General features: G+C 68.9%; 26 protein-coding genes and 1 pseudogene. 20 read left to right on the top strand and 7 right to left on the bottom strand.

Annotation, left to right across the window (positions count from 1 at the left end; all coding sequences use genetic code 11):
* Positions 1 to 76: 76 nt before the first annotated feature.
* The 3 genes from add (at position 77) to JOD67_RS39220 (ending at position 2,504) form a co-directional block, all read left to right on the top strand.
* Positions 77 to 1,096, top strand: a complete 1,020-nt coding sequence (gene add, locus JOD67_RS39230; RefSeq protein ID WP_307782712.1) for an adenosine deaminase — start codon at positions 77 to 79, stop codon at positions 1,094 to 1,096.
* A gap of 153 nt (positions 1,097 to 1,249) precedes the next feature.
* Positions 1,250 to 2,044, top strand: coding sequence for an SGNH/GDSL hydrolase family protein (locus JOD67_RS39225; protein WP_239554261.1), 795 nt, complete (start codon positions 1,250 to 1,252; stop codon positions 2,042 to 2,044).
* Positions 2,045 to 2,084: 40 nt separating this feature from the next.
* Positions 2,085 to 2,504, top strand: coding sequence for a VOC family protein (locus JOD67_RS39220; RefSeq protein WP_205122718.1), 420 nt, complete (start codon positions 2,085 to 2,087; stop codon positions 2,502 to 2,504).
* 5 nt (positions 2,505 to 2,509) lie between these two features.
* Here JOD67_RS39220 and JOD67_RS39215 read toward each other — a convergent pair whose 3' ends face one another.
* The 3 genes from JOD67_RS39215 to JOD67_RS39205 form a co-directional block, all read right to left on the bottom strand.
* Positions 2,510 to 3,484, bottom strand: a complete 975-nt coding sequence (locus JOD67_RS39215; protein ID WP_205122717.1) for an ABC transporter substrate-binding protein — start codon at positions 3,482 to 3,484, stop codon at positions 2,510 to 2,512.
* Positions 3,485 to 3,569: 85 nt separating this feature from the next.
* Entirely contained in the window at positions 3,570 to 4,112 is a 543-nt protein-coding gene (locus JOD67_RS39210) for a hypothetical protein (protein ID WP_205122716.1), read from the bottom strand.
* Between the two features lie 25 nt (positions 4,113 to 4,137).
* Positions 4,138 to 5,574: an XRE family transcriptional regulator gene (locus tag JOD67_RS39205; RefSeq protein ID WP_205122715.1), complete on the bottom strand. Its 1,437-nt coding sequence runs from the start codon at positions 5,572 to 5,574 to the stop codon at positions 4,138 to 4,140.
* 151 nt (positions 5,575 to 5,725) lie between these two features.
* Here JOD67_RS39205 and aceA point away from each other — a divergent pair, with 151 nt between their 5' ends.
* Positions 5,726 to 7,024, top strand: a complete 1,299-nt coding sequence (gene aceA / locus JOD67_RS39200; protein WP_205122714.1) for an isocitrate lyase — start codon at positions 5,726 to 5,728, stop codon at positions 7,022 to 7,024.
* Here the strand turns inward: aceA and JOD67_RS39195 are convergent.
* On the bottom strand, positions 6,954 to 7,592 hold the full coding sequence (locus tag JOD67_RS39195; RefSeq protein ID WP_205122713.1) for a TetR/AcrR family transcriptional regulator: 639 nt from the start codon (positions 7,590 to 7,592) through the stop codon (positions 6,954 to 6,956). The two genes, aceA and JOD67_RS39195, sit on opposite strands and share 71 nt — an antisense overlap.
* Positions 7,593 to 7,652: 60 nt before the next feature.
* Between JOD67_RS39195 and JOD67_RS39190 the strand changes: the two genes are divergently transcribed.
* The 5 genes and pseudogenes from JOD67_RS39190 to JOD67_RS39175 all read left to right on the top strand — a co-directional run bounded on the left by JOD67_RS39190 (position 7,653) and on the right by JOD67_RS39175 (position 11,534).
* Complete coding sequence (locus JOD67_RS39190; RefSeq protein WP_205122712.1) at positions 7,653 to 8,426, top strand: SDR family NAD(P)-dependent oxidoreductase; 774 nt, start codon at positions 7,653 to 7,655, stop codon at positions 8,424 to 8,426.
* Positions 8,427 to 8,447: 21 nt separating this feature from the next.
* Positions 8,448 to 9,146, top strand: coding sequence for a helix-turn-helix domain-containing protein (locus JOD67_RS39185; protein WP_205122711.1), 699 nt, complete (start codon positions 8,448 to 8,450; stop codon positions 9,144 to 9,146).
* A 57-nt stretch (positions 9,147 to 9,203) separates the two neighbouring features.
* Complete coding sequence (locus JOD67_RS39180) at positions 9,204 to 9,776, top strand: dihydrofolate reductase family protein (protein ID WP_205122710.1); 573 nt, start codon at positions 9,204 to 9,206, stop codon at positions 9,774 to 9,776.
* Positions 9,777 to 9,998: 222 nt separating this feature from the next.
* Positions 9,999 to 10,316 (top strand): annotated as a pseudogene (locus tag JOD67_RS42310) (hypothetical protein); the annotation flags it as partial.
* Between the two features lie 126 nt (positions 10,317 to 10,442).
* Entirely contained in the window at positions 10,443 to 11,534 is a 1,092-nt protein-coding gene (locus tag JOD67_RS39175; protein WP_307782728.1) for an ISL3 family transposase, read from the top strand.
* 252 nt (positions 11,535 to 11,786) lie between these two features.
* On the opposite strand, the gene JOD67_RS39170 is transcribed toward JOD67_RS39175, so the two are convergent.
* Entirely contained in the window at positions 11,787 to 12,260 is a 474-nt protein-coding gene (locus tag JOD67_RS39170; protein WP_205122709.1) for a nitroreductase family deazaflavin-dependent oxidoreductase, read from the bottom strand.
* Between the two features lie 110 nt (positions 12,261 to 12,370).
* Here JOD67_RS39170 and JOD67_RS39165 point away from each other — a divergent pair, with 110 nt between their 5' ends.
* From JOD67_RS39165 to JOD67_RS39150, 4 genes are read left to right on the top strand one after another with little or no spacing between them, the layout of a single operon-like run.
* Positions 12,371 to 13,096, top strand: a complete 726-nt coding sequence (locus JOD67_RS39165) for a TetR/AcrR family transcriptional regulator (protein ID WP_205122708.1) — start codon at positions 12,371 to 12,373, stop codon at positions 13,094 to 13,096.
* A 43-nt stretch (positions 13,097 to 13,139) separates the two neighbouring features.
* Positions 13,140 to 14,069 (top strand): proline dehydrogenase family protein, encoded by a 930-nt coding sequence (locus JOD67_RS39160; protein ID WP_205122707.1) that lies wholly within the window; start codon positions 13,140 to 13,142, stop codon positions 14,067 to 14,069.
* Positions 14,066 to 14,884: a pyrroline-5-carboxylate reductase gene (gene proC / locus JOD67_RS39155; RefSeq protein ID WP_205122706.1), complete on the top strand. Its 819-nt coding sequence runs from the start codon at positions 14,066 to 14,068 to the stop codon at positions 14,882 to 14,884. Before JOD67_RS39160 ends, proC begins: the two co-directional genes overlap by 4 nt.
* 12 nt (positions 14,885 to 14,896) lie before the next feature.
* Positions 14,897 to 15,874: a glycerophosphodiester phosphodiesterase family protein gene (locus JOD67_RS39150; protein WP_205122705.1), complete on the top strand. Its 978-nt coding sequence runs from the start codon at positions 14,897 to 14,899 to the stop codon at positions 15,872 to 15,874.
* Here JOD67_RS39150 and JOD67_RS39145 read toward each other — a convergent pair.
* Positions 15,849 to 16,349: a GNAT family N-acetyltransferase gene (locus JOD67_RS39145; protein ID WP_239554260.1), complete on the bottom strand. Its 501-nt coding sequence runs from the start codon at positions 16,347 to 16,349 to the stop codon at positions 15,849 to 15,851. The genes JOD67_RS39150 and JOD67_RS39145 overlap by 26 nt on opposite strands.
* 200 nt (positions 16,350 to 16,549) lie before the next feature.
* Here JOD67_RS39145 and trpS point away from each other — a divergent pair, with 200 nt between their 5' ends.
* Positions 16,550 to 17,533, top strand: coding sequence for a tryptophan--tRNA ligase (gene trpS / locus JOD67_RS39140; protein ID WP_205122703.1), 984 nt, complete (start codon positions 16,550 to 16,552; stop codon positions 17,531 to 17,533).
* A 284-nt stretch (positions 17,534 to 17,817) separates the two neighbouring features.
* Here the strand turns inward: trpS and JOD67_RS39135 are convergent, their stop codons facing one another.
* Positions 17,818 to 18,393 (bottom strand): hypothetical protein, encoded by a 576-nt coding sequence (locus tag JOD67_RS39135; protein WP_205122702.1) that lies wholly within the window; start codon positions 18,391 to 18,393, stop codon positions 17,818 to 17,820.
* 84 nt (positions 18,394 to 18,477) lie between these two features.
* Here JOD67_RS39135 and JOD67_RS39130 point away from each other — a divergent pair, with 84 nt between their 5' ends.
* From JOD67_RS39130 to JOD67_RS39105, 6 genes are all read left to right on the top strand, one after another.
* Positions 18,478 to 19,662 (top strand): acetoin utilization protein AcuC, encoded by a 1,185-nt coding sequence (locus tag JOD67_RS39130; RefSeq protein ID WP_205122701.1) that lies wholly within the window; start codon positions 18,478 to 18,480, stop codon positions 19,660 to 19,662.
* Between the two features lie 168 nt (positions 19,663 to 19,830).
* Positions 19,831 to 20,061 carry a helix-turn-helix domain-containing protein gene (locus tag JOD67_RS39125; RefSeq protein ID WP_205122700.1) on the top strand — a complete coding sequence of 77 codons (231 nt, stop codon included), beginning with the start codon at positions 19,831 to 19,833 and terminating at the stop codon, positions 20,059 to 20,061.
* A gap of 118 nt (positions 20,062 to 20,179) precedes the next feature.
* The gene (locus JOD67_RS42305; RefSeq protein WP_205122699.1) at positions 20,180 to 21,127 is read left to right on the top strand and encodes an ArsR/SmtB family transcription factor; all 948 of its coding nucleotides are present in this window, start codon (positions 20,180 to 20,182) and stop codon (positions 21,125 to 21,127) included.
* 132 nt (positions 21,128 to 21,259) lie between these two features.
* Positions 21,260 to 21,361 (top strand): 30S ribosomal protein bS22, encoded by a 102-nt coding sequence (locus JOD67_RS39115; protein WP_205122698.1) that lies wholly within the window; start codon positions 21,260 to 21,262, stop codon positions 21,359 to 21,361.
* A 12-nt stretch (positions 21,362 to 21,373) separates the two neighbouring features.
* A complete protein-coding gene (locus JOD67_RS39110) occupies positions 21,374 to 22,420 on the top strand; it encodes an NAD-dependent epimerase/dehydratase family protein (protein WP_205122697.1) in 1,047 nt (348 codons plus the stop codon).
* Positions 22,413 to 23,435 carry a lysophospholipid acyltransferase family protein gene (locus tag JOD67_RS39105; protein ID WP_205122696.1) on the top strand — a complete coding sequence of 341 codons (1,023 nt, stop codon included), beginning with the start codon at positions 22,413 to 22,415 and terminating at the stop codon, positions 23,433 to 23,435. The genes JOD67_RS39110 and JOD67_RS39105 overlap by 8 nt, the downstream gene beginning before the upstream one ends.
* Positions 23,436 to 23,475 lie beyond the last annotated feature (40 nt).

Raw genomic sequence — 23,475 nt, 5'->3', positions numbered from 1 at the left:
CAGGGAATCTTGCCTCGAACCCGTTCCTCGCGTCCATCCCCGGAGTCCCGGCCTGCCTTCGGTTACGGTGAGTGCCGTGGGTGACAACGAGCTGGCCGCGTTCGTCCAGGGACTGCCGAAAGCCGAGCTGCACCTGCACATCGAGGGGACGCTCGAGCCGGAGCTGAAGCTCGAGCTGGCGCGGCGGAACGGGATCTCGCTGCCGTACTCGACGCCCGAGGAGATCCGGGCGGCCTACTCGTTCCACGACCTCACGTCGTTCCTCGTCGGCTACTACGACGGCATGAACGTGATGCGGGGTGAGGAGGACTTCTACGACCTCGCGCTCGCCTACCTGCGCAAGGCGTCCTCGCAGGGAGTGCGGTACGCGGAGATCTTCTTCGACCCGCAGGCGCACACCTCGCGCGGTGTGCCGTTCCCGGTCGTCGTTCGCGGCCTGCGCCGCGCGCTGGTCGACGGGCGGCGGCTGTTGGGGATCCGTGCGGAGCTGATCATGTGCTTCCTGCGCGACTTCTCCGCCGAGTACGCGATGGCGACGCTGATGGAGGCGTTGCCGTTCAAGGACTGGATCCTGGGGGTCGGGCTGGACTCCGACGAACGCGACAACCCGCCGGTGAAGTTCGCCGCGGTGTTCGCGCGGGCGCGTGCCGAGGGCTTCTTCTTGACTATGCACTGTGATGTTGATCAGCAGGACACGGCCGAGAACCTGCGTCAGGTGCTCGAGGTGATCGGGGTCGACCGCATCGACCATGGCGTGAACGTGCTCGAGTCGCCCGCCCTGGTTTCAGCCGTGCTGGAACGTGGGATCGGTTTCACGGTGTGCCCGGTGTCGAACGGGTTCGTCACCGACGGTCTCAAGGCTTTGGAGGTGAAGCGGATGTTGGAGCTCGGGCTGAAACCGACGCTCAACTCCGACGATCCTGCCTACTTCGCCGGCAAGTACGTGGCGGACAACTTCGTCGCCGTGGCTGAAGCTGGGTTGAGCCGGTCCGAGCTCGTGCAGCTGGCGCGAAACTCGTTCGAGATCGCCTGGTTGCCGGACTCGGCCAGGCACACGTTCGTCGCCGAAGTGGACGCGTACGCCGGCGGCGCGTGACAGGAAGGTGCCTCGGCCATCTGTTCACCTGTCGGGGTCTTGATTTGGTCCGTCCGTACCCGTGATCCTTGTTGTCACCCTTGGTCCGGTATCGGTACCACTGCGTGACGCTTCTCCTCCCCGGACCTCGCGTCGACCGGAAGGAGAGCGGGCATGGGCGAGTCAGGACGCCGGATGCTCAGGGTCGGTATCGCGAGCGTGATAGCGCTTGCCTGTTTTGTCGCCTTGGGCGGGACCGCGCAGGCCGCGCCCGCGTACACGGCGTTGGGCGACTCGTACACCTCGGGCGTCGGCACCCGCGTGTACGCGTACGACTCCTCCAGCTGCAAGCGCTCCAACTACGCCTACCCCGTGCTCGACTCGCAGCGGCTCGGGTTGACGCTCACGTTCGCCGCGTGCTCGGGAGCGAGGGTGCCGGACGTGCTGAACCAGCTCGGCAGCCTGAACGCGAACACCGCGTACGTGACCGTGATGGTGGGCGGGAACGACGCTGGCTTCGCGCCGGTGATCACCCAGTGCGCCAAGCCCGCGCCGTACTCCTGCACGAGTCAGCTCGACGCCGCGCAGGCGTACGTCCGGAACACGCTGCCGGGGACTTTGGACAACCTGTACGACCAGATCCGCTCGCGGGCCGCGAACGCGAAGGTGGTCGTGGTCGGGTACCCGCGGATCTTCATGGGCGAGGACTGCAACGCTGGGACGTTCTTCTCCGCTTCGGAGATGACGCGCCTGAACGCGACGGCGGATCTGCTGAACTCGACGATCGCCGCGCAGGCGAGTGCGCACGGGTTCGGGATGGTGAACCCGACGCAGGCCTTCATCGGGCACGCGGTGTGCGGTAACCCGGAGTGGCTCAACGGGCTCTCAAACCCGATCGGTGAGTCCTACCACCCGAACACGCGTGGCCAGGTGGGTTACGCGGATCTCGTCGAATCTGCCCTGCGCTGAGCTTGACTCTCCTGCCGGGGGAGGCCGTTTGCTTCCTTGCATGATTACTGGACTGTTTCCTGTTCTTTGCAGCACTGATGTCGCTGCTTCGCGTGCGTTCTATGCCGAGTACTTCGGCTTCCAGGCGATCTTCGACGCCGAGTGGTACGTGCAGCTCGAGGCGCCGGACGGGGCGAAGCCGCAGCTGGGCATCGTGGCGCGCGACCACGGGTCCGTACCCGCCGCGCACCGCCGCGATCCTGCTGGGGTGCTCATCTCTTTGGAGGTCGACGACGTCGACGTTCTGTACTCGCGCCTCGTCGCGGATGGGGTCGAGGTCGCTTTGCCCTTGCGGGACGAGGCATTCGGGCAGCGGCACTTCATCGTCGTCGAGCCGAGCGGTGCGATGGTCGACGTGATCAAGCCGATCCCGCCGACAGGGGAGTTCGTCGCTTTGGACGAGGCGGCTACGTCGCCGTAGCGAGGTCAGGTCGCCGCCTTCACCGCTGGGCGGAGCAGGTCGAGCACGTACGGCACGGAGTAGATGGTCGGGCTGCCGAAGCCGACGGCATTGTCGTTGGTCACGAACACCGTGGCCTGGTTGCGTACGGCCGGGAGGTCGTTCCAGCCGGGGGTCTTCTCGAACGTCTCCGGGCCGCCGGCCAGTGGCCAGAGGACGAGGACGTCGGCTTCGAGGAGGTCGGTGCGTTCCTGGGAGACGAGGACGCGGTCGCCGCCCTTCACGACTTCCTTGAGCTTGGGGAACAGCCTGAGCCCGGTGGAGGCGATCAGCTTGGCGGCCGCGTCGCTCTCGGCGGCGACGAGGCCGATCTGGCCGTCGGCGGCGAGTTGGCCGAAGACGAACGTTTTGCCTTGTGCAGTGGGGAATTCTTGCTTGAAGTCCTCGAGCTCTTGCTCGACGTTCTTGACGAGGGCGGTGGCCTTGTCCTGCTGGCCGAAGATGCGCCCTGCTGTGGTGGTGACGTCCTGCCAGGTGTCGAGGACGGCCTTCTTGTCCATGACGGGGATCGTGGGTGCGACGCCTTCGAGCTTCTGGTAGACCTGCTGGTCGCCGACGTAGCCGGCGAGGATGAGATCGGGGTCGAAGCTGGCGAGCTGCTCGAAGTCGACCTCGCCGATGGTGGTCATCTCGATGATCTTCGAGTCGTGCTCGGGCGTCCAGGCGAAGCGATTTCCCTTGCCCGCATAGCCTTTGGTGACGAACTCGGCCGTGATGGGGACGTCGAGCGCGATGAGCGCATCGGTCCAGCTGTTCGACATCGTCACCACGCGTGCGGGCTTGGCGGGCACCTTCGCGCTGCCGTACTGATGCGCGAGCTCGAGCGGTGCGGCCGCCGCGGTCGCCGGCCCGGCCTCCCGCCCACACCCGACAGCGAGCCCCGCGAGAGCGATGATCCCCGCCGAGAGCGCCGCTCTCCTGCCGATCCCAGGGCGATGCATGTGGTTAGGCTAACCTAACCACGATCCTGACCGACGGGGTCCAGATCAACACCGACCGGCATCGGCCTACCGCAAGGGTCCCGGGTCAGCGGACGAGGATGGCGATCAGGGCGGCGATGCCGGAGGCGAGGAAGGTCGCGATGACGCCGCCGACAATCTGGACCGCCATGGGTTGGTTGGTCATCCAGCGCCAGAGGCCGCGCTTGGCCGGCGCCGAAGCCGGGGCAGCCGCGGCGGGCGTCTCGGTGACGGCGACGCCGTTCCGTCCCAGGAACTGCGACACCGCGTCGTGCAGCTCGTTGAAGTCGTCCGCGAGCCCGGAGTCGCTGTAGATCGTCACCGCCGGCTGTTCGCTGTCGCCGAAGCCCACCACCCAGACGCCGGCCTTCATGCTCTGGGCGCTCGCGTAGAACTCCACCCGGTGCGGCGGCGTGGCCAGTGCGGCCGAGGTGGCCCGGGCACTCGCGATGTCCGGATACGTGCTGGCACCCTCATCCGAGAGGACGGTCGCCGCGAGGTTCAGCTTCCAGGCGAACGCCGAGATCAGCGGCTCCACCTGGAACAACACAGGCCAACAGAGCGCCGCCCGGTCGAAAGTGAACGTGGTGCTGTCCTGGTAGTCGGCCACTCGGAGAACATAGCCACCCGCGGCGTCAAACGTCGGCGTGCCGGTCGAGGAACGTGTAAACGTCGGTCTCGTCCACGCCCGGGAACGTCCCCGGCGGCAACGCGGCCAGTACGTGCGAGTGCGCCCGCGCCGACGGCCAGGCGTTGCCTTCCCAGCGACTGGCCAGCTCCGCGGGCGGGCGCGAGCAGCACTGCCCCGACGGGCACCGCGACGTCGCGCGCTGAGTCGTCTCGCGTCCCCGGAACCACTTCGACTCCTTGAACGGCACCCCCAGCGTCACCGCGAAGTGCCGCTCGCCGCCCGGGTCCACGTGCGCCACGCACCAGTGCGTCCCGCCCGGCGTGTCGGTGTACTGGTGGAACGACGAGTACCGGTCCGGCGACGCGAACACCTGGCGCCCCGCCCAGAAGCGGCACATCCGCTGCCCCTCGATCGCCCCCGACGAGTCCGCCGGGAATGCGAGCCCGTCGTTCTCGTAAGCCTTGTAGATGATTCCGGACTCGTCGTTGCGCACGAAGTGACACCGCAGGTCGAGATACCGCGTCGCCAGGTTGGTGAACCGGTGCGCCGCCATCTCGTACGACACCGCGTACACGTCCCGCAGATCCTCCAGCGCCAGGTCCCGAGAAGCCTTGGCTTGTTGCAGAAAGTCCGCCGCCGAACGTTCCGGAACGAGCACCGCCGCGGCGAAGTAGTTCGCCTCCACCCGCTGCCGCAGGAAGTCGGCGAAGTCGCGTGGCTGCGCGTGCCCGAGCAGGAAATGTCCCAACGTCTGCAGGAGAATCGTCCGCGGCGTGTGCATGCCGAGCGACTCCCGACGCAGGTAGATCCGCCGGTTGCGCAGGTCCGTCACCGAGCGGACCGAGCGCGGCAGATCCTGGACGTACCGCAACGCGAAGCCGTTCCGCGACACCATCGCGACGACGAGCCCCTCCGACAGGGCGCCGGCGCGATAGCCGACCGACTCGAGAACAGAGACAGCGACGCGCTCGATTTCCGGAAAGTAGTTGTCCTGTTCTCGCATCGCGAGCCGCAAGTCTCGGTTCGCTAGCCGCGCCTCTTCCGGCGTCGCCGTCGGCTTCGTGTCGCGCCGCTTCAGCTCCTCGTACAGCCCGAGCACGTGCTCCAACACCTCGGTAGGGACGCGCTTGCCGACCTTGAGGTACGGAAGTTCCAGCGACCGGTAGACCGGGTCGCGCTGCGCCTCCTCGAGCTCGATCTCGAGCTGCGCACGGCGGCTCGGCGCTTCGGAAGCGAGCAGCTCGTCGACCGGAACTTGCAGCGCTTTGGCGATACCCGCGATCAGCGAAAGTTTCGGCTCGCGCTTGCCGTTCTCCAGCAGCGAGAGCTGGGACGGCGCCTGGCCGACCTGCTCGCCGAGCTGCACGAGCGTGAGGCCGCGCGCCCGCCGCAGGTGTCGGAGCCGCTGGCCGAACGTCGCCAGATCGAGATCGCCAGCCAAGAACGCTCATCCTTTCGCCTCGAAGGAGCCCGAGAATTCGCGGATCAGTAAACTTTCGCCGAATTTATCACGCCGAACGACTCCACGGCAGGCACGCCAGCGTAAAAACTGCACTTACGAGCACAGGTAGTCAGCCCAGGAGGCGATCTTCATGACCGAGACCACAGCAGCAGCCCAGGCCGCGGCCGACCTCCGCCGAAGCTGGGACACCGACCAGCGGTGGAACGGCGTCGAGCGCGCGTACTCCGCCGAGGATGTCGTCCGCCTGCGCGGCTCGATCCAGGAGCAGCACACGCTGGCCAAGCTCGGCGCCGAGCGCCTGTGGCAGCTCCTGCACGACGAGGACTACGTCAACACTCTCGGCGCACTTACCGGAAATCAGGCGGTCCAGCAGGTCCGCGCCGGCCTCAAGGCGATCTACCTGTCCGGCTGGCAGGTCGCCGCCGACGCGAACCTCGCCGCCCAGACGTACCCGGACCAGAGCCTCTACCCGGCGAACTCCGTCCCGCAGGTCGTGCGCCGCATCAACAACGCGCTGATGCGCGCCGACCAGATCACCTGGTCGGAGGGCGACGAGACCGCGCCGTACTGGCTCGCTCCGATAGTTGCGGACGCCGAGGCGGGCTTCGGCGGCGTGCTGAACGCGTTCGAGCTGATGAAGTCGATGATCGCCGCCGGCGCCGCGGGCGTGCACTGGGAGGACCAGCTCGCCTCGGAGAAGAAGTGCGGTCACCTCGGCGGCAAGGTGCTGATCCCGACCGGCCAGCACGTCCGTACGTTGAACGCGGCCCGCCTCGCGGCCGACGTGTGCGGCGTTCCCTCGTTGGTGATCGCGCGGACCGACGCGCAGGCCGCGACGCTGATCACCTCCGACGTGGACGAGCGCGACCGCCCGTTCATCACTGGGTCGCGGACGGCCGAGGGCTTCTACGAGGTGACGAACGGCATGGACCCGTGCATCGCGCGCGGCCTGGCGTACGCGCCGTACTCCGACCTGCTGTGGATGGAGACGTCGAAGCCGGACCTCGAGGTGGCACGGACGTTCGCCGAGGCAATCAAGGCGGAGTACCCCGACCAGATGCTGGCGTACAACTGCTCGCCGTCGTTCAACTGGAAGAAGCACCTCGACGACGGAACGATCGCGAAATTCCAGCGAGAACTCGGGCACATGGGCTACAAGTTCCAGTTCATCACGCTGGCCGGCTTCCACGCGCTGAACCACTCGATGTTCGCGCTGGCCTCGGGCTACGCCGCGGAGGGCATGACGGCGTACGTCGCACTGCAAGAAGCCGAGTTCGCGGCTGAAACTTCCGGCTACACCGCGACGCGGCACCAGCGCGAGGTCGGCACCGGGTACTTCGATCTGGTGAGCACGGCGATCACCCCGCAGTCCTCGACGACCGCGCTGCGCGGCTCGACCGAGGAGGAGCAGTTCGCGGCGGTGTCGTGACGAGAAGCTCGACGAGCGCACGGGCGCGGGCGGCAGGGCCGTCCGCGCCCAGCGCCTGAACGGTGGCGTACACGCCCTCAAAGACCAGCATCAGCTGGTCGGCGAGGGTGTCGCTGTCGTTTGGCCTTGTTTTCTTGGCTAGTTGGGCGAACTGCTCGCGTACCCACGCCTTGACCTCGACCGCGTGCCGGTGGATCGCGAGTTCCTCGTCGGGGAACTCGGTGAGGGCCATCAGGTACGGGCAGCCGCGGCACACCTCGGGTTGGGTCGTCGCGACCTGGGCGTCGAAGAGCGCGAGGATCCGTTGCGCCGGGTCGTCGCCGCCCCGCTCGGCAGCCGCGCTGAACCAGTCGCGGTAGTCGTTCGCGGCGTTCTCCACGTAAGCGGCGACCAGGTCGTCCTTGGAGGCGAACAGCCGGTAGAGCGTCGTCGGCGCGACGCCCGCCTCGGCCGCGACCTTGTCGACGCCGACGGCGTGGATGCCGTGCCAGTAGAAGAGCTCGTGGGCGACCTCGAGCACGTGCGTCCTGGTGTCGGCGCTCGATCGGCGACCCGTTGTCGTGGCCATGGATCCAGGGTACCGTCGTTTGTAGTGGAACGTTCCCTAACATTTGATGGAGTGAACGATATGGGCATCCTGGACGGCAAGACGGCCCTGGTGACGGGCGGCTCTCGGGGCATCGGCCGGGCCATCGCCGAACGGCTGGCTTCGGACGGGGCGCTGGTGGCGGTGCACTACGGGAGCAACGAGACCGCGGCGAAGGAGGCGGTCGCCGCGATCGAGGCGGCCGGTGGTCGGGCGTTCGCCGTACGGGCACTGCTCGGCACGCCGGGCGACGTAGACACGCTGTTCGCCGGCCTCGAGCGCGGGCTCGAAGGACGGGGCCTGGACATCGTGGTGAACAACGCGGCGATCCAGGGCTACGGGGCCTCCACGCTCGAGGGAGCGACCGAGGCGGACTTCGAGCGCACGTTCGCGATCAACGCCCGCGCACCCCTGTTCATCGTTCAGCGCGCGCTGCCGTTGATGTCGGAGGGTGGGCGGATCATCAACATCTCTTCGGGAGTGACGTGGTTCGCGATCCCGGAGGTCGTGTACGCGATGACGAAGGGCGCCCTGAACGTGATGACCCGCTCGCTCGCGCACGTGCTGGGTGAGCGCGGGATCACGGTGAACACGGTGTCGCCGGGGATCACCGAGACGGACATGAACCAGTGGCTCGTCGACAGCACGGAGTCCCAGCGCAAGGTGGCCGCGATGGTCGCCCTCGGTCGTCACGGCCAGCCCGACGACCTGGCCGACGCGGTCGCGTTCTTCGCCTCGCCGGACAGCCGCTGGGTAACCGGTCAGACGCTGGAGGTGAACGGCGGCCTCTGGCTCGGCCCGCGCGAGGAACGCTGAACCCGCCGCTACGCTCGCGGGATGGGGTTGGAGTTCGAGCAGCGTGGGTCGGATTCGCCCTATGTGGAACGGATCTGGCGGAGCCGGAGTGCGGGTCTGGACCGGATGACCTCGGTCGCCACCGCGCACTGGACGATGGTGTTCTGGGTCGAGGCGGGCGAGTTCCACGCCGCGGTGCAGGGGCCGGAGACGCGGGCGGCGTCCGCGCCGGTGCCGGAGGACGCGACGTTCCTCGGCGTCCGGTTCGCGCTCGGAACGACGATGCCGTGGCTCCCGATAGGACAGCTCGTCGACGGGTTCGCCGAGCTCCCCGACGCGTCCCGACGGTCGTTCCGGCTGAACGGCTCGAGCTGGTCGGTGCCGGACTTCGACAACGTCGAGTCCTTCGTGCGGCGATTCGCCCGTACCGGCGGTCTCGTCCGTGACGGCGTCGTCCGGGAGGTGCTCGCTGGTGGCGCTCCGGACCTGTCCGTGCGGAGCGTGCGGCGGCACTTCCTCGGCGCTACGGGGCTCACGCCGGGTGCCATCCGGCAGATCGAACGGGCCCGCCGTGCCGCGGTGCTGATCCAGGCCGGCGTGCCGATCGCCGACGTCACGAGCGATGTCGGCTACTTCGACCACGCGCACCTCGCACGCTCGCTCCGGCGCTTCATCGGCCAGTCGGCCACCGAGCTGCGCGGGGAGGCGCCCGAGCAGTTGTCCCTTCTGTACAAGCCCTGACGGCTCGGCCGGACCTATGCTCCTGGACGCGTTCCGACGAGACTTCAGGAGGCACTCGTGCGCAAGGTCGTGCTCGCCATGATGACGACGCTGAACGGCAGGTTGGACGATCCGGCCGCCTGGATGACGGGTCTGAGCGACGACCAGTACCAGGAGATCGTCGATGGCTACGCGGCGTTCGACACCGTGCTGGTGGGCCGTGTGACGTACGCGGAGATGGCCGAGGACTGGCCGAAGGCGCTCGACGACCCCAATGCCGGCGAGACGCATCGCGCGATGGGCCGGATGATGAACGACTACAAGAAGTTCGTCGTCACCGGCAGCCCGCAGGACAAGCTCGAGTGGAACAACTCCGAAGCGGCCGTCGTGACGAACGACGAGGAGCTCCGGGCCTTCATCGATGGGCTGAAAGCCCAACCAGGCAAGGACATTCATCTCTCAGGTGGAGCGAAGCTCGCCGCGAGCATGATCCGGCTCGGGCTGGTCGACGAGTACCGGCTCTTCGTGTACCCCGTCGTGTCGCCAGGCTCGACCTGGTTGGAGCCGCTGACCGGCAGGCAGCTGGAGCCGTTGGCCGCGAAGCCGTTCGAGAGCGGCGTCGTCGCGCTCTACTACCGCCCGCGGCCTTAGCCTCGGGATTTCAGGTGTTGGTGGGCGACTTTGGCCTGTGAAGACGGAAGTGCCTGCCCTGCTGGGGATCTTGGGATTGCGACCTCTCAAGTGATCCGAGCGGGAAGGCACTCCCATGGGGAAGTGTCGTGGTCGCCTTACCCGGCCAGTGCCCCCTCTACCTGGCGTCCACCCCACGTAAAGCGGCCAATGATCATGTAAACAGGCTCTTCTTAGCCAAGGGTGGTGGTGGGGCTGGTAGCAGACCTGTCGGCGTGTCTCCTCGTGAGGGGGGTCCTGTGCCGGTCAGTCTCGGTTGGTTGCGAATCAGCCGGGGCTGGAAGGAGCACAGGACCCGTGGATGACGTTACTGGGTGGACGGCCGCGTTGGGCCTTGAGGGGTTCGAGGTGACTCGGGCGGTGGAACTGCTCGGGGAGTGGAACCTGCTGATTCAGACCACGGCCGGGTCGCAGGCGTGTCGGGAGGCGTGTCGGGGGTGTGGGGCGGTCGCGTCGCCGCATGGTCGGCGGCCGGTGGTGGTGCGGGATCTGCCGATTGCGGGTAAGCCGGTGCTGCTGGTGTGGCATAAGCGGTTGTGGCGATGCCGCGAACCTCGTTGCCTGCAAGGAAGAACGACCACGGCGACGGCCACGGCCACGACGACGACGACGACCACGGCGACGGCGGTGACGTGGTCTGAGACGAGTGAGCTGATTCGGCCGCGGCGGTGTATGACCGAGCGGGCGGTGGCCGAGGCGGTGCGCCGGGTCGGTCAGGACCAGTCCGCGGTGGCGACGGTGGCCGCGGAGTTCGGTGTGTCGTGGGGCACGGTCAACACCGCCGTCGTGGCCGCCGCGAAGGCGCTGCGCCGGCCACCGGAGGCGCGTGCGGTGACCGCGGTCGGCGTCGATGAGCACGTGTTCGGGGCCCGTGGGCCGGTGCAGTGGATGCGGTTCTGCACCACCATCGTCGACGTCGGCCGCGGGAAGCTGCTCGATGTGCTGCCGGGCCGCACCGGCCGGATCGTGTCCGACTGGTTCGCCCACCGGGACCCGGCCTGGCGGGCCGGTATCCAGGCCGCGGTGTGTGATCCGCTGCGCTCCTACCGGTCCGGGCTACGGACCGGGCTGCCGCAGGCCAGCGTGGTGCTCGACGCCTTCCACCTGGTCAAACTCGGCACCGACACGACCGAACTGGTCCGCCGCCGGGTCCAGTTCGACCAACTCGGCCGCCGCGGCCGCAAGGGCGACCCCCTGCACGACACACTGCGGCTGCTGCGCAGCAAACCCGAGGCCTTCACCCCCGACGGACACCGCGCCACCCGACTGCGCACCGTCCTACTCGACCACGACCCCACCGGCCAGGTCGGCGCCACCTGGGAGATCGCCCACCGCCTCCGCCACCTCTACCAACGCGTCGACACCACGGCGAGGCAGCGTTTCCCCAACAAAACAAGGGTCACCGCACGCCTTGACCGGCTCATCGCCGACGCCCGCTACTACGCCCACCACGACGACATCCCCGAACTAGCGACCCTGGCGAACACCCTCACCGAGTGGCGCGACCCCATCCTCGCCCGAGCCGACCACCCCTACGCCAGCAACGGCCCCACCGAAGGCACCAACACCATCATCAAGAAGATCAAACGCATCGGCTTCGGCTTCCGCAGCTTCACCAACTACCGCGCCCGCATCCTCCTCGCCTGCGCCGACATAGACTGGCCACCCAAACCCGCAGCCACCCACATCAGACACCGCACACCACGCTTGGCTGCGTAGAGCCTGTAAACATGAGGATCATTGGCCCCAGGGCGGGCCGGACCGGGCGAACCCACCGCCGGACGAAAGATCGAGGTTGGGCCGTGTCTCTTAGCTATCGCCTGACGCGCGACACCTCGCATCCCGCCTGGCCGCGGTCCAGTTCGTCACCCAGAGGACGAACTATGAATTCCTCCTGCACCACGCCCAGCCGGGCGCGCTCTGTGATTTTCCTTGGGCCGCGCACCATCGCGCGGAGCGCGATGACCGGCGCTACTTAAGAGACACGGCCCAGCGAGGGGTGAGGCGGAAGGCGGGGAAGCCGGGGGCTACGGCTTCGAGCTCGGCATCGGTGGAGTTCTTGGTGAGGGTCTCGAAGAACGCGCCGACCTCCCAGCCGAAGCGCTTCAGGTATGCGCGCAGGACGGGGACCTTCGCGTCGTCCGCCAGCTCGACCGCGGTCACCGGCCACTCGCGGCGGCCCAAGGTCAACTCGGCTTCGCCGGACGCGGCGCGGAGGTTGCGGACCCACTGGGTGTGGCCGCGGGGCGCGACGAGGTACTGCGCGCCGTCCACCTCGAGCAGGTTCACCAGCGTCGAGCGCGCTTCGCCGGTCTTCCGTCCCCGGACGCGGAGCATGCGCGACGAGTACAGGCTGACGCCGTGCGCGGTCACCCACTTCATCGCGCGGTGGATCAGGGCGGCGCGCTTCGGCGGGGCCAGGTAGCGCGTGGCTTGCTGAGTCATGCGGATCACCTCTCCAAGTTTGTGAGCACTGCTCTCGTTTGAGTCCACTGTTCACGAGACTAGTGCTCTCTGTCAAGAGCAGTGCTCTCGTTTGTGTCACAATGGTCCGCATGGCCAAGGTGCGAGGAGTACGGGAACGGGCCCGCGAGGAGCTCACCCAGGAGATCAAGAACGAGGCCCGCCGCCAGCTCGGCGAGCACGGCGCCCAGGGGCTCTCGCTCCGCGCCGTCGCGCGCGAGCTGGAGATGGCCTCGTCCGCGATCTACCGCTACTTCCCGAGCCGGGACGACCTGCTCACCGCGCTGATCATCGACGCGTTCAACGCAGTCGGCGCGCACGTCGAGAAGGCCGAGGCGAAGCAGGATCGCGCCGACCACCTCGCGCGATGGCAAGCAGCCTGCAAGGCCGTACGGACCTGGGCGCACGCCCACCCATGGGAGTACGCCCTCCTCTACGGGTCACCCGTCGTCGGCTACCGCGCTCCCCAGGACACCGCGGCCCCCGCCGCCCGCGTCCCCGTCGTCCTGCTCGGCATCGTCGCCGACGCCCACCAGGCTGGCGAGCTGCAAGCCGTCCAAGGTCCGCCGCTCACCGACCAGGTGTCGCAGGAGATCGAGCACCTCGTCGCGCTCCTCCCCGCTCTCGCCCTCCAAGACGTTCTCCGGTCCAACCTCGCCGTCCTCATCGCGGCCTGGACCCAGCTCTACGGCCTACTCAGCTTCGAGCTCTGGGGCCACCTCGAAGGTGTCGTCGAGGACCGGACGGCCATCTTCGAGTACGCCACCAACCAACTCGCCCACCTCCTGGGCCTCCGGCGCCGAGGAGGGCGTGGGTAACCTGTGGTGGCTGAGCAGGACGTTTCGACGGAAGGTCACCAGGGTGTTACGTCAGGCGCTGTTGTCTGCCGCCAAGAGCACGCGGCTCAAGAAGGTGGTGTCGACGGTGCCCGTTTCGGCGAGCATCGTGACCCGGTTCGTCGCGGGCGAGACGCTGGACGAGGCCGTCGAGGCCACGCGCAAGCTCGTCGTCGACGGGCTGCAGGTCAGTCTCGACCACCTCGGCGAGGACACGCACGACCGCGAGCAGGCGGACAAGATCACCCAGTCGTACCTCACGCTGCTCGAACGGCTCGGCCGCGCCGGCCTCACCCGGGGCGCCGAGGTCTCGGTCAAGCTCTCCGCGGTCGGCCAGGCGCTCGGCGCCGAGGGCGAGAAAATCGCGACCGAGAATCTCCAGGCGATCGCGCTCGCCGCGCACAACGCCGGCACCACGGTCACGGTCGACATGGAGGATCACACCACGATCGACTCCACGCTCGGCATCCTCGCCGACGTTCGCCGCGACTTCCCGCAGACCGGCGCGGTCCTGCAGTCCTACCTCTACCGCACCGAGGCCGACTGCCGCGATCTCGCCTACGAGGGCAGCCGCGTCCGCCTGTGCAAGGGCGCGTACGACGAGCCCGCCTCCGTCGCGTACCAGAAGGACGCCGACGTCGACCGCGCGTACGTCCGTTGCCTCAAGATCCTGATGGCCGGCCGCGGCTACCCGATGGTCGCCACCCACGACCCCCGCCTGATCGAGATCGCCGGCGCGCTCGCCACCCGCCACGGCCGGTCGAAGGGGTCGTACGAGTACCAGATGCTGTACGGCGTCCGCCCCGACGAGCAGCGCCGGTTGGCCGGGCTCGGCGAGACCGTTCGGGTGTACGTGCCGTACGGCGAGGACTGGTACGGCTACCTCGTCCGCCGCCTCGCCGAGAGGCCGGCGAACATCGCGTTCTTCCTTCGCTCGTTGGTGACTCGCACATGAACCCCGGAGTGCACAAGGTCGCTGTCATCGGCGCCGGCAAGATGGGCGAGACCATTCTGTCCGGCCTGCTCCGCGCGGGTTGGCCGGCGGGCGAGCTGGTCGCTACTGCACGCCGCGAGGACCGCGCCGAGCAGTTGCGCACGCAGTACGGCATCGAGGTGCTCGGCAACGTCGAGGCCGCGCAGGCGGCGGACGTGCTGGTGATCGCGGTCAAGCCGCAGGACGCGCCGACGCTGCTCGCCGAGATCGGCCCGAAGGTGCCCGCGGGCAAGCTCGTCGTCTCGCTCTGCGCCGGCCTGCCGACCTCGTTCTTCGAGAAGCGGCTGCCGGACGAGACGCCGGTCGTACGCGTCATGTCCAACACGCCCGCGCTCGTCGACGAGGCGATGTCGGCGATCTCCGCGGGCTCCCACGCGACCGCGCAGCACCTCGAACTCACCGAGGAAATGCTCAGCCCGCTGGGGAAAACGCTTCGCGTGCCGGAGTCGCAGCAGGACGCCGTGACCGCGCTGTCGGGGTCGGGTCCGGCGTACTTCTTCTACCTCGTCGAGGCGATGACCGACGCCGGGATCCTGCTCGGCCTACCGCGCCAGGTCGCGCACGACCTCGTCGTCCAGACCGCCCTCGGCGCGGCGCTGATGATGCGCGAGTCCGGCGACCGCCCGGTCGCGTTGCGCGAGGCGGTCACGTCGCCGGGTGGTACGACGACCAGCGCGATCCGCGAGCTGGAGAACCACCGCGTCCGCGCCGCCTTCCTCGACGCCATCGAAGCCGCCCGCGACCGCGCCCGCCAGCTCGCCGCCTCCGTCGACTGAGCCCTTGTCTCGATGAGCAAGCGGCGAGTCGCCGCGGTCGTCGTCGCGGGGCTGCTGGTGCTGGCGTGGGTCGCGAACACGTCGTTGCTCGCGAGTCCGCCGGACGAGGAGCCGCGGCTGTTGGCGCACCGAGGGATGGCGCAGACGTTCGACCTCGCCGGGGTGGAGAACGACACCTGTACGGCCGAACGGATCCACCCGCCCGAGCACCCGTACCTCGAGAACACGATCGCCTCCATGCGTGCCGCGTTCGACGCCGGCGCGGATGTCGTCGAGCTCGATCTCCAACCCACCAAGGACGAACGGTTCGCGGTCTTCCACGACTGGACGGTCGACTGCCGTACGAACGGCAACGGCGTGACGCGCGACCACACGCTCGACGAGCTTCGCAAGCTCGATGTCGGGTACGGCTACACGGCCGACGGCGGCAAGACTTTCCCGTTCAGGGGCAAGGGAATCGGCCTCATGCCCACCCTCGACGAGGTACTCGAAACGTTCGACGGCAAGAACCTCCTCCTGCATGTGAAGAGCGACGACCCCTCCGAAGGCCGCGCCCTCGGGGAGAGGCTCGCGAAGCTCCCGCCCGACAGGCGAGCGAGGCTGGCGGTCTACGGCGGCGACCGGCCGATCGCGGAGCTGGCCAAGCGGCTGCCGGACCTGCGCGTGATGTCGAAGGCCACGATGAAGGCCTGCCTGCTCCCGTACCTCGGCACCGGCTGGAGCGGGTACGTCCCGAAGGCCTGCCGCCATACCCAGCTGCATCTCCCCGACAACCTCGCGCCATGGCTGTGGGGCTGGCCGAACAGGTTCCTCGAGCGCATGAAGCAGGCCGACACGTACGGCTATCTGGTCCGCGGCGGCGACGAGTTCTCCGGCGGCTTCGACTCCGCCGCCGACCTCGAGAGGCTGCCCGACGGCTACACCGGTGGCATCTGGACCAACCGCATCGACCGGATCGAGGGCCTTACGGGCGCGCGGCGTCCTCGCTGAGCTGCAGCGGCATCGCCATCCCCACCTCGGTGAGCTGCGGGTTCGACGGCAGCTCCTGGCGTTCGCCGGTGTAGGTGAAACCAAGGCGCTCGTACAGCCGCTGCGCGGACTCGTTGCCGTCGGTCACCCACAGATGGAGCCGCGCGGCGCCGAGGCCGCGAGCCCAGGCGGCGACGACGTTCACGAGCTGCTCGGCCACCCGCTTGCCGCGCGCTACCGGGTCGACCCACATCGACACGAGCTCGTAGCTGCCGTCCTCCTCGACGAAGCCGCCGGACAGGCCGATCGCCTTGCCGTCGAGGTACGCGATGAACATCGGTCCGGCCTCGAGCCGCTTCTGCCACTGCTCGTCGGACCGCGCGACCGAGTCCTCGTACGTCGACCCGAACGCCGTCGGCGCGTCGAGCAACGCCGCCAGCCGTACGTCGCGCAGCTCGCGCCAGCCGTCGAGTTCGACCTGCCTGATCTCCACCATGGGCGGCATGTTCGCAGGGCTGCGCCCGGGTCCGCCAGAGGTTATGCTCATTGCATGCGCAACGTTTGCCAGCTTGGTTGGTGGACCGCCTAGGGCGGTCCCCTCGCGTTGTGCTGCCGCCCTGACGAGGGCGGCTTTCGCATGTGTGCCCTCTGCTCAGGGCGGCTCCATCTCCAGAGCCACGAAGGAGCACAGAAACCATGCGCACGATCTTCTCCGGCATCAAGCCGACCGGACACCTCACCCTCGGCAACTACCTCGGCGCCCTCGGCCGGTTCGTCGACCTGCAGCACGAGGCGCTGTGCGTGTTCTCGATCGTCGACCTGCACGCGATGACCGTCGAGCACTCACCCGACCGACTCCGCGAGCTGACCCGCGAGGCGGCGACGCTCTATCTCGCCGCCGGCCTCGATCCCGACGTATGCGTGGTCGTACGACAAAGTGCGGTCGGCGCGCTGCACGCCGAGCTCACCTACCTGATGGAGTGCACGGCGTACGTCGGCGAACTGCAGCGGATGATCCAGTACAAGGAGAAGGGCCGCGGCAGACCGAAGACGCGGGCGTCGCTGCTCACGTACCCGGCGCTGATGGCGGCCGACATCCTGCTGTACGGAACGACGCACGTGCCGGTCGGCGACGACCAGAAGCAGCACGTGGAGCTGACCCGCGACCTCGCGGTGCGGTTCAACCGGACGTACGGCGAGGTGTTCGTCGTCCCCGAGATGATGGACGCCGCCGTCGCGGCGCGCGTGATGGACCTGCAGGAGCCGACCAAGAAGATGATGAAGTCGACGTCGGACGACTCGCTCGGTCAGATCAGGCTGCTCGACCCGCCCGACGTCGTGCGGCGCAAGATGCGGCGCGCGGTGACCGACTCCGATGGCGTCGTCCGTGTCGACCGCGATGGCAAGCCGGGGTTGACGAACCTGCTGGAGATCCTCGCGGCCGCGACCGGAGAGGAGTCCGTCGAGACGGTGGCGGCGCGGTACGCGTCGTACGGCCAGCTCAAGCGCGACACGGCCGACGCGGTGGTCGCGGTGCTGGAGCCGTTGCAGAAGTCGTACGCCGACCTCGCGAAGGACCCCGCCGCGGTCGACGCGATCCTCGCCGCCGGCGCCGACCGTGCCCGCGACCTCGGCACGCCCTACCTCGCGGCAGCCAAGGAGGCGATGGGCGTGGGCTGAACCGCTGGCCTCGGGATTTCGGGTGTTGGTGGGCGACAGTGGCCTGGGAAAGCCGGACGTGCTTGTCCTGCTGGGGAGACGGGGGGCGCCGTCTCGAGTGAGCTGGGCGGGGGAGGCACTCCGTTGGCGAAGCGTGTCGTGGTCGCCTTACCCGGCCAGTGGCCGCTCTACCTGGCGTCCACCCCACGTAAAGGGGCAAATGATCATGTAAACATGATCATTTGCACTGGGCGGGGCGGGGCGCGGCGGACCGGTCGAACCCACCGCCGGACGAAAGATCGAGCCTATGCGTCGCGCTCGGCTTGCCGCTCCGCCCGCTTCCAGTCCTCGCGCTCTGCCTTGGCTTCCTCGGTCTGGCCGAGGACGTACAGCCCGGTGTCCAGCTGGAGGTAGCCCATCGCCTTCAGCAGTCGCGCCGCCGAGTCGTCGTCCAGGCTGAGGAGCTTGCCGGCCTGAGCGGGTGTCCACTCGTGGCGCAGGGCGAGGAAGGTGCGGATCTGCCTCGGGTCGTGGATGCCCTGCCGATGCCACTGCGCGACCTGCTCGCTCGCTGTACCGGTCAGGACGTTCTCCTCGAAGCCCGGCTCGTACAGGTCGAACAGGATCATCTGGTGGTGGCCGAAGTGATAGGCGAGGCCCTGGTCGCGCTGGAAGAGCGCGAACGCCTCCTCGAAGACCTCGCGCAACGGTCGGTCGTCAGTAGCGTCGACCGTCACCGCCGGGAGCTCGTCCCATCGGATCACCCTGGTGTCCGGCTCGACGATCTCCTGGACCTCGCCGGACTCGTCGCGTTCGTACCGATGGAGGTCTCCGGTGACCGGTGAGTGGCCGCCGAGCAGCAACCTGACTTCTACGTTCACCCGCGCGAGGCTACGGGCCGGGTTCCGGATGCGGTGGCTGGGGAAGCATGATGTGAGGACTTGCGGACCGAGGGAGGTGGGCGCGTGGCGGGCAGTGCGCGACTGGTGTATGACGAGAGCCTGACCGCGTACGACTTCGGACCTGGCCATCCGCTCGCGCCGATCCGGGTCCGGCTCACCGTCGAGCTCGCGAAAGAGCTGGGCGTCCTCGGGCCGAACGGTCTGCCGACGGTCAAGGCGCCCATGGCGTCCGACGACCTGGTCGCGACCGTGCACGACAAGGCGTACATCGAGGCGGTCAGGCGCAGCAGCGAGGACCCGTCGCTGCTCGACCTCTCGGTCGGGCTGGGCAGCTCCGACAACCCCACGTTCGAGGGCATGCACGAGGTCTCCGCGCACATCGTCGGCGCGAGCGTCGAGGCCGCACGCTCGGTCTGGGAGGGCGAGGTGCTGCACGCCGCGAACATCGCCGGCGGGCTGCACCACGCGATGCCCGGCGCGGCAAGTGGGTTCTGCGTCTACAACGACCCCGCGGTCGCGATCCAGTGGCTGCTCGACAATGGCTGCCCGCGCGTGGCGTACGTCGACCTCGACGTCCACCACGGCGACGGCGTGCAGGACGTCTTCTACGACGAGCCGCGGGTGCTGACGATCTCGGTGCACGAGTCGCCGCGGACGCTGTTCCCGTACGTCACCGGCTTCCCGTCCGAGACAGGCGGACCGGCGGCCGAGGGCATGGCGGTGAACCTCGCGCTGCCGGAGAACACCGCCGACGCGGGCTGGCTGCGGGCGTTCCACGCGGTCGTGCCCCAGCTGCTCGAGGCGTTCGAACCGACCGTGATCGTGAGCCAGCACGGCTGCGACAGCCACGTGGACGACCCGCTCGCGCACCTCGCACTGTCGGTCGACGGGCAGCGGGCGGCGTACCTCGCCGTGCACGAGCTCGCGCATCAGCTGTGCGAGGGGCGCTGGGTGGCGACGGGCGGTGGCGGGTACGCGATCGCGTCGGTGGTGCCGCGGGTGTGGACGCACCTGCTCTCGATCGTGGGCGGGGCGCCGGTCGACCCCGAGACGCCGACGCCGCCGGGGTGGCGCGAGCTGGTGCAGCGGCTGTTCGGTCGGCCGGCGCCGCTGTCCATGACCGACGGATGCTCGGCGGCGTACCGGGACTGGTCGTCGGGGTACGACCCGGCCGACCCGGTGGACCGGGCGATCATCGCGACGCGGACGGCATCGTTCCCCGGACTGGGCCTCGATCCCAGCTACTGAGCGTGACCGCAAGGTCGCTTGCCGGAATTGCTCACGCCGCAACCCCTTCCCCACGCGCCCCATCTGGCACTACTCTCCCCTCACGCACGTACCTGCGAAGGCCCGGGCGCGAGGGCTCCGGCGGGGAAGCCGGAGCACGTCATGTGAGGCGAAGGCACGGTGGCCCCAATGGCTTCACCAGAACGTCCGGACCGCCCGGCTGGCGGCGGTGGTCCGATCTCCGAGGCGCGCTTCCTGACGGTCGCCGAGGTCGCCGCTGCGATGCGGGTATCGAAGATGACGGTGTACCGACTCGTGCACGCCGGTGAGCTGCCGGCGCACCAGGTCGGCCGCTCGTTCCGCATCCCGGAGCGTGCCGTCCACGACTACCTGCGGGACTCCTTCTACCAAGCCGGTTAGCTCATCGCAGTCCGGCCTCGTCGAGGAAGCCCCAAGTGAACATCGGGATGCCGCCCTGTAGGCCGTGGCGTGCAGCGAAACTGAGCGAGCCGGAGCTGCGACAAACAGGACTAGCACAGTGACCGAGCTCGTCGTCGACGCCGATGTCCTGGCGAACGCGCGGTTCGGCACGTCCCAGCTGACCGAGACCGTTGCCGCGCTGCGGATCCTGCTCACGCCGGACGTCGAGCCGTGGTTCCGCGGCTGGTACCGCGAACACCTGCCCGCGCTCCGGGAACGGCTCGCGCAGAACGACGTCGAGGCGGCGCTCGTCGAGAACGCGTTCCGGCCGGGCTGGGTCGCCGACTTCCTCACGATGCCGCCACTCGCGCCGGACCAGGAGCTCGACGACGAGCTGGCGGCGATGGTCGCGCTGGGCGACGACCGCATCCGGGCCGATCTGGCGTTCGTACGTTCGCCGCTGCTGCCCGCCCTGGCCGTCGACAACCTGGCCGAACGGGCCGCGGAGTTCCTGCGCTGGGTCTGGACCGCGACCGTGCTCCCCACCTGGCCGCGACGGCTCCGGGTGCTCCGGGCGGACGTCGTCTCGCGGACGTCGAGGCTGAGCGAGCTGGGCTGGTCCGGGGTGCTCGAGGGGCTCGGCCAGCACGTGCGCTGGCTGGGCGACGGCCGGATCCAGGTGAACGACAACACGTACCCGCCGCTGGACGTCCGCGGCGGTGACCTGATGTTCATCGCCGCGCACCGCAAGGGCGTCGGCCTCGCGTGGCGGCGGCCGGACCGGTACGCGGTGTCGTACCCGGTGACCGGGATCTTCGCCGACCACCAACCGCTCGCCGAGCCGCTGGTGCGGCTGCTCGGCAGGACGCGGGCACGCATCCTCGCCGAGGCGGCCGAGCCGATCAGCACCACCGCGCTGGTGGCGACCACCGGGCTCGGGCTGGGAACGGTGGCGGACCACCTGCGGGTCCTCGCCGACGCCGGCCTGCTCGAGAACCGGCGGTCCGGCCGGGAGGTCCTGTACTGGCAGAGCGAGACCGGCCGCCGGGTCGCGAACGGTCAGTGAACGGGCGGGTGCCACCCGCGCCCGCGCCTCGGGGTAGCCTTGGGGCCAACATTGGCGAGCTCCCGGACGTTCGGCGTCCGCGCCGAATCAGGCACTGTCAGAAGCACAAGCGTCCGGTAGAGGGGAATCCGCGTGGGTTCTGTCATCAAGAAGCGTCGCAAGCGTATGTCGAAGAAGAAGCACCGCAAGCTGCTCAAGAAGACTCGCGTCCAGCGCCGCCGCCAGGGCAAGTAAGCCCCAAGGCAGATGCCTGTCGTCCTCGTCACGGGCTGCTCCAGATATCTCGGGGCGAGGTTCGCGCGCCTCCTGGCCGCCGACCCGCGGGTTGACCGCGTGGTCGGCGTCGACGTCATCCCACCTCCGCACGATCTCGGCGCGGCCGACTTCGTCCGGGCGGACATCCGCAGCCCGGTGATCGCGCGCGTCCTCGCGCGCGAAGAGGTCGACACCGTCGTTCACATGAGCGTCATCGCGACCCCGCTGCACGCCGGCGGCCGGGCCACGATGAAGGAGATCAACGTCATCGGGACGATGCAGCTCCTGGCGGCCTGCCAGCGGAGCCCGTCTCTGCGCAAGCTGATCGTGAAGTCGTCGACGACGGTGTACGGCGCCTCGTCGAGCGACCCCGCGATGTTCACCGAGGAGATGGAGCCGCGGTCGCTGCCGCGGAGCGGGTTCGCGAAGGACTCGGTGGAGGTCGAGGGGTACGTACGCGGCTTCGCCCGGCGCCGCCCTGATGTCGACGTCACCACGCTGCGGTTCGCGAACGTGATGGGCCCGGCCGTCGAGACGCCGCTCACCCGCTACTTCACGCTGCCGGTCGTCCCGACCGTGATGGGCTTCGACGCGCGGCTGCAGTTCACCCACGAGGACGACCTGATCGACGCGTTGATCCTCGCGACGCTGTCCGACGCGACCGGCCGCTACAACGTCGCCGGCGACGGGATCATCATGCTGTCGCAGGCGATCCGCCGCGCCGGCCGGCCCGCGCTGCCGGTGCCGAGCTTCGCCGTCACCGCGTTCGGGCAGGCCTTTCGCCAGGCCAGGCTCGCGGACTTCACGCCGGAGCAGCTCGCGTTCCTCACCCATGGCCGGGGCGTGGACACCGCGCGGATGCGTTCGGACCTGAAGTTCGAGCCGCGGTACTCCTCCGCCGAGGCGTTCGCCACGTTCGTCGACGTACGCGGCACCGGGTCGTTGGACTCCGACCGGGTCAAATCCGCCGAACGGCGGGTCGCATCGGTGCTCGGCGCGCGTAGTGTCGGGAACGGATGGGAGGACAGCCATGGCTGACCACGCCCGGGTGATCCCGATCGACAGCCGCGACCGTGACCGTTCCGGTGCCGGCTCGCGTCGTCGCAAGCCGCCTGTGGAGGAGCCGCGCGAGGAAGCTCCCGCGGAGAAGCCGAACGTGCTCGTCGAGGCCGTCGGCGCGCTCGGGCAGGCCGTCGCGGAGGAACTGCTCGGGGACGAGTGGGAACGCAAGGTGCTGTCCGGCCTGGCGTTCGTCCGCCAGCGCCTGACCGGCGAGTACGAGGTCGACGAGCTGGGCTTCGACGCGCACCTCACCGAGAACGTGCTGCTCAACCTGCTCCGGCCGTTGTATCGGGACTGGTTCCGCGTCGAGGTGCGGGGGATCGAGAACATCCCGATGACCGGTGGGGCGCTGATCGTCGCGAACCACTCGGGCACGTTGCCACTGGACGGGCTGATGACGCACGTCGCGGTGTTCGACACGCACCCGGCGCGCAGGCATGTGCGGATGCTTGGGGCTGATCTGATCTTCAAGACGCCGTTCGTGGGCGAGCTGGCCCGCAAGGGCGGGACGACGCTCGCGTCGTCGGAGGACGCCGACCGGCTGCTGTCCAACGGCGAGCTCGTCGCGGTGTTCCCCGAGGGCTACAAGGGGCTGGGGAAGCCGTTCTCGGAGCGGTACAAGCTGCAGCGCTTCGGCCGCGGCGGCTTCGTCTCCGCGGCGCTCGGAGCGGGGGTGCCGATCATCCCGTGCTCGATCGTCGGCGCGGAGGAGACGTACCCGATGCTGGGCGACATCGAGCCGCTGGCTCGGCTGCTGGGCTTCCCGTACGTACCGGTGACGCCGACCTTCCCCTGGCTCGGGCCGCTGGGCATGGTGCCGCTGCCGTCGAAGTGGATCATCTCCTTCGGCGAGCCCCTGTCGACTTCGGGCTACGGGCGCGAGGCGGCGGACGACCCGATGCTGGTGTTCGACCTGACGGACCAGGTGCGGGAGACGATCCAGCACACCCTGTACGCGCTGCTACTCGACCGCCCGCGCGCGTTCTTCTAGCCGTCGCTCCCGCTTGCGGGGGTGGCGGTTGCGGGGTCGG

Source organism: Tenggerimyces flavus, assembly GCF_016907715.1.
In the GTDB taxonomy this organism is placed as follows: domain Bacteria; phylum Actinomycetota; class Actinomycetes; order Propionibacteriales; family Actinopolymorphaceae; genus Tenggerimyces; species Tenggerimyces flavus.
This window is presented reverse-complemented; position numbering and strand designations above follow the sequence as displayed.

Bases quoted from the DNA above. Each gene is read 5' to 3' on its own strand.
- JOD67_RS39225 (WP_239554261.1), top strand. From the start codon at position 1,250: ATGGGCGAGTCAGGACGCCGGATGCTCAGGGTCGGTATCGCGAGCGTG.
- JOD67_RS39220 (WP_205122718.1), top strand. From the start codon at position 2,085: ATGATTACTGGACTGTTTCCTGTTCTTTGCAGCACTGATGTCGCTGCT.
- JOD67_RS39215 (WP_205122717.1), bottom strand. From the start codon at position 3,484: ATGCATCGCCCTGGGATCGGCAGGAGAGCGGCGCTCTCGGCGGGGATC.
- aceA (WP_205122714.1), top strand. From the start codon at position 5,726: ATGACCGAGACCACAGCAGCAGCCCAGGCCGCGGCCGACCTCCGCCGA.
- JOD67_RS39195 (WP_205122713.1), bottom strand. From the start codon at position 7,592: ATGGCCACGACAACGGGTCGCCGATCGAGCGCCGACACCAGGACGCAC.
- JOD67_RS39190 (WP_205122712.1), top strand. From the start codon at position 7,653: ATGGGCATCCTGGACGGCAAGACGGCCCTGGTGACGGGCGGCTCTCGG.
- JOD67_RS39185 (WP_205122711.1), top strand. From the start codon at position 8,448: ATGGGGTTGGAGTTCGAGCAGCGTGGGTCGGATTCGCCCTATGTGGAA.
- JOD67_RS39170 (WP_205122709.1), bottom strand. From the start codon at position 12,260: ATGACTCAGCAAGCCACGCGCTACCTGGCCCCGCCGAAGCGCGCCGCC.
- JOD67_RS39165 (WP_205122708.1), top strand. From the start codon at position 12,371: ATGGCCAAGGTGCGAGGAGTACGGGAACGGGCCCGCGAGGAGCTCACC.
- proC (WP_205122706.1), top strand. From the start codon at position 14,066: ATGAACCCCGGAGTGCACAAGGTCGCTGTCATCGGCGCCGGCAAGATG.
- JOD67_RS39150 (WP_205122705.1), top strand. From the start codon at position 14,897: ATGAGCAAGCGGCGAGTCGCCGCGGTCGTCGTCGCGGGGCTGCTGGTG.
- JOD67_RS39145 (WP_239554260.1), bottom strand. From the start codon at position 16,349: ATGGTGGAGATCAGGCAGGTCGAACTCGACGGCTGGCGCGAGCTGCGC.
- trpS (WP_205122703.1), top strand. From the start codon at position 16,550: ATGCGCACGATCTTCTCCGGCATCAAGCCGACCGGACACCTCACCCTC.
- JOD67_RS39125 (WP_205122700.1), top strand. From the start codon at position 19,831: ATGGCTTCACCAGAACGTCCGGACCGCCCGGCTGGCGGCGGTGGTCCG.
- JOD67_RS39110 (WP_205122697.1), top strand. From the start codon at position 21,374: ATGCCTGTCGTCCTCGTCACGGGCTGCTCCAGATATCTCGGGGCGAGG.
- JOD67_RS39105 (WP_205122696.1), top strand. From the start codon at position 22,413: ATGGCTGACCACGCCCGGGTGATCCCGATCGACAGCCGCGACCGTGAC.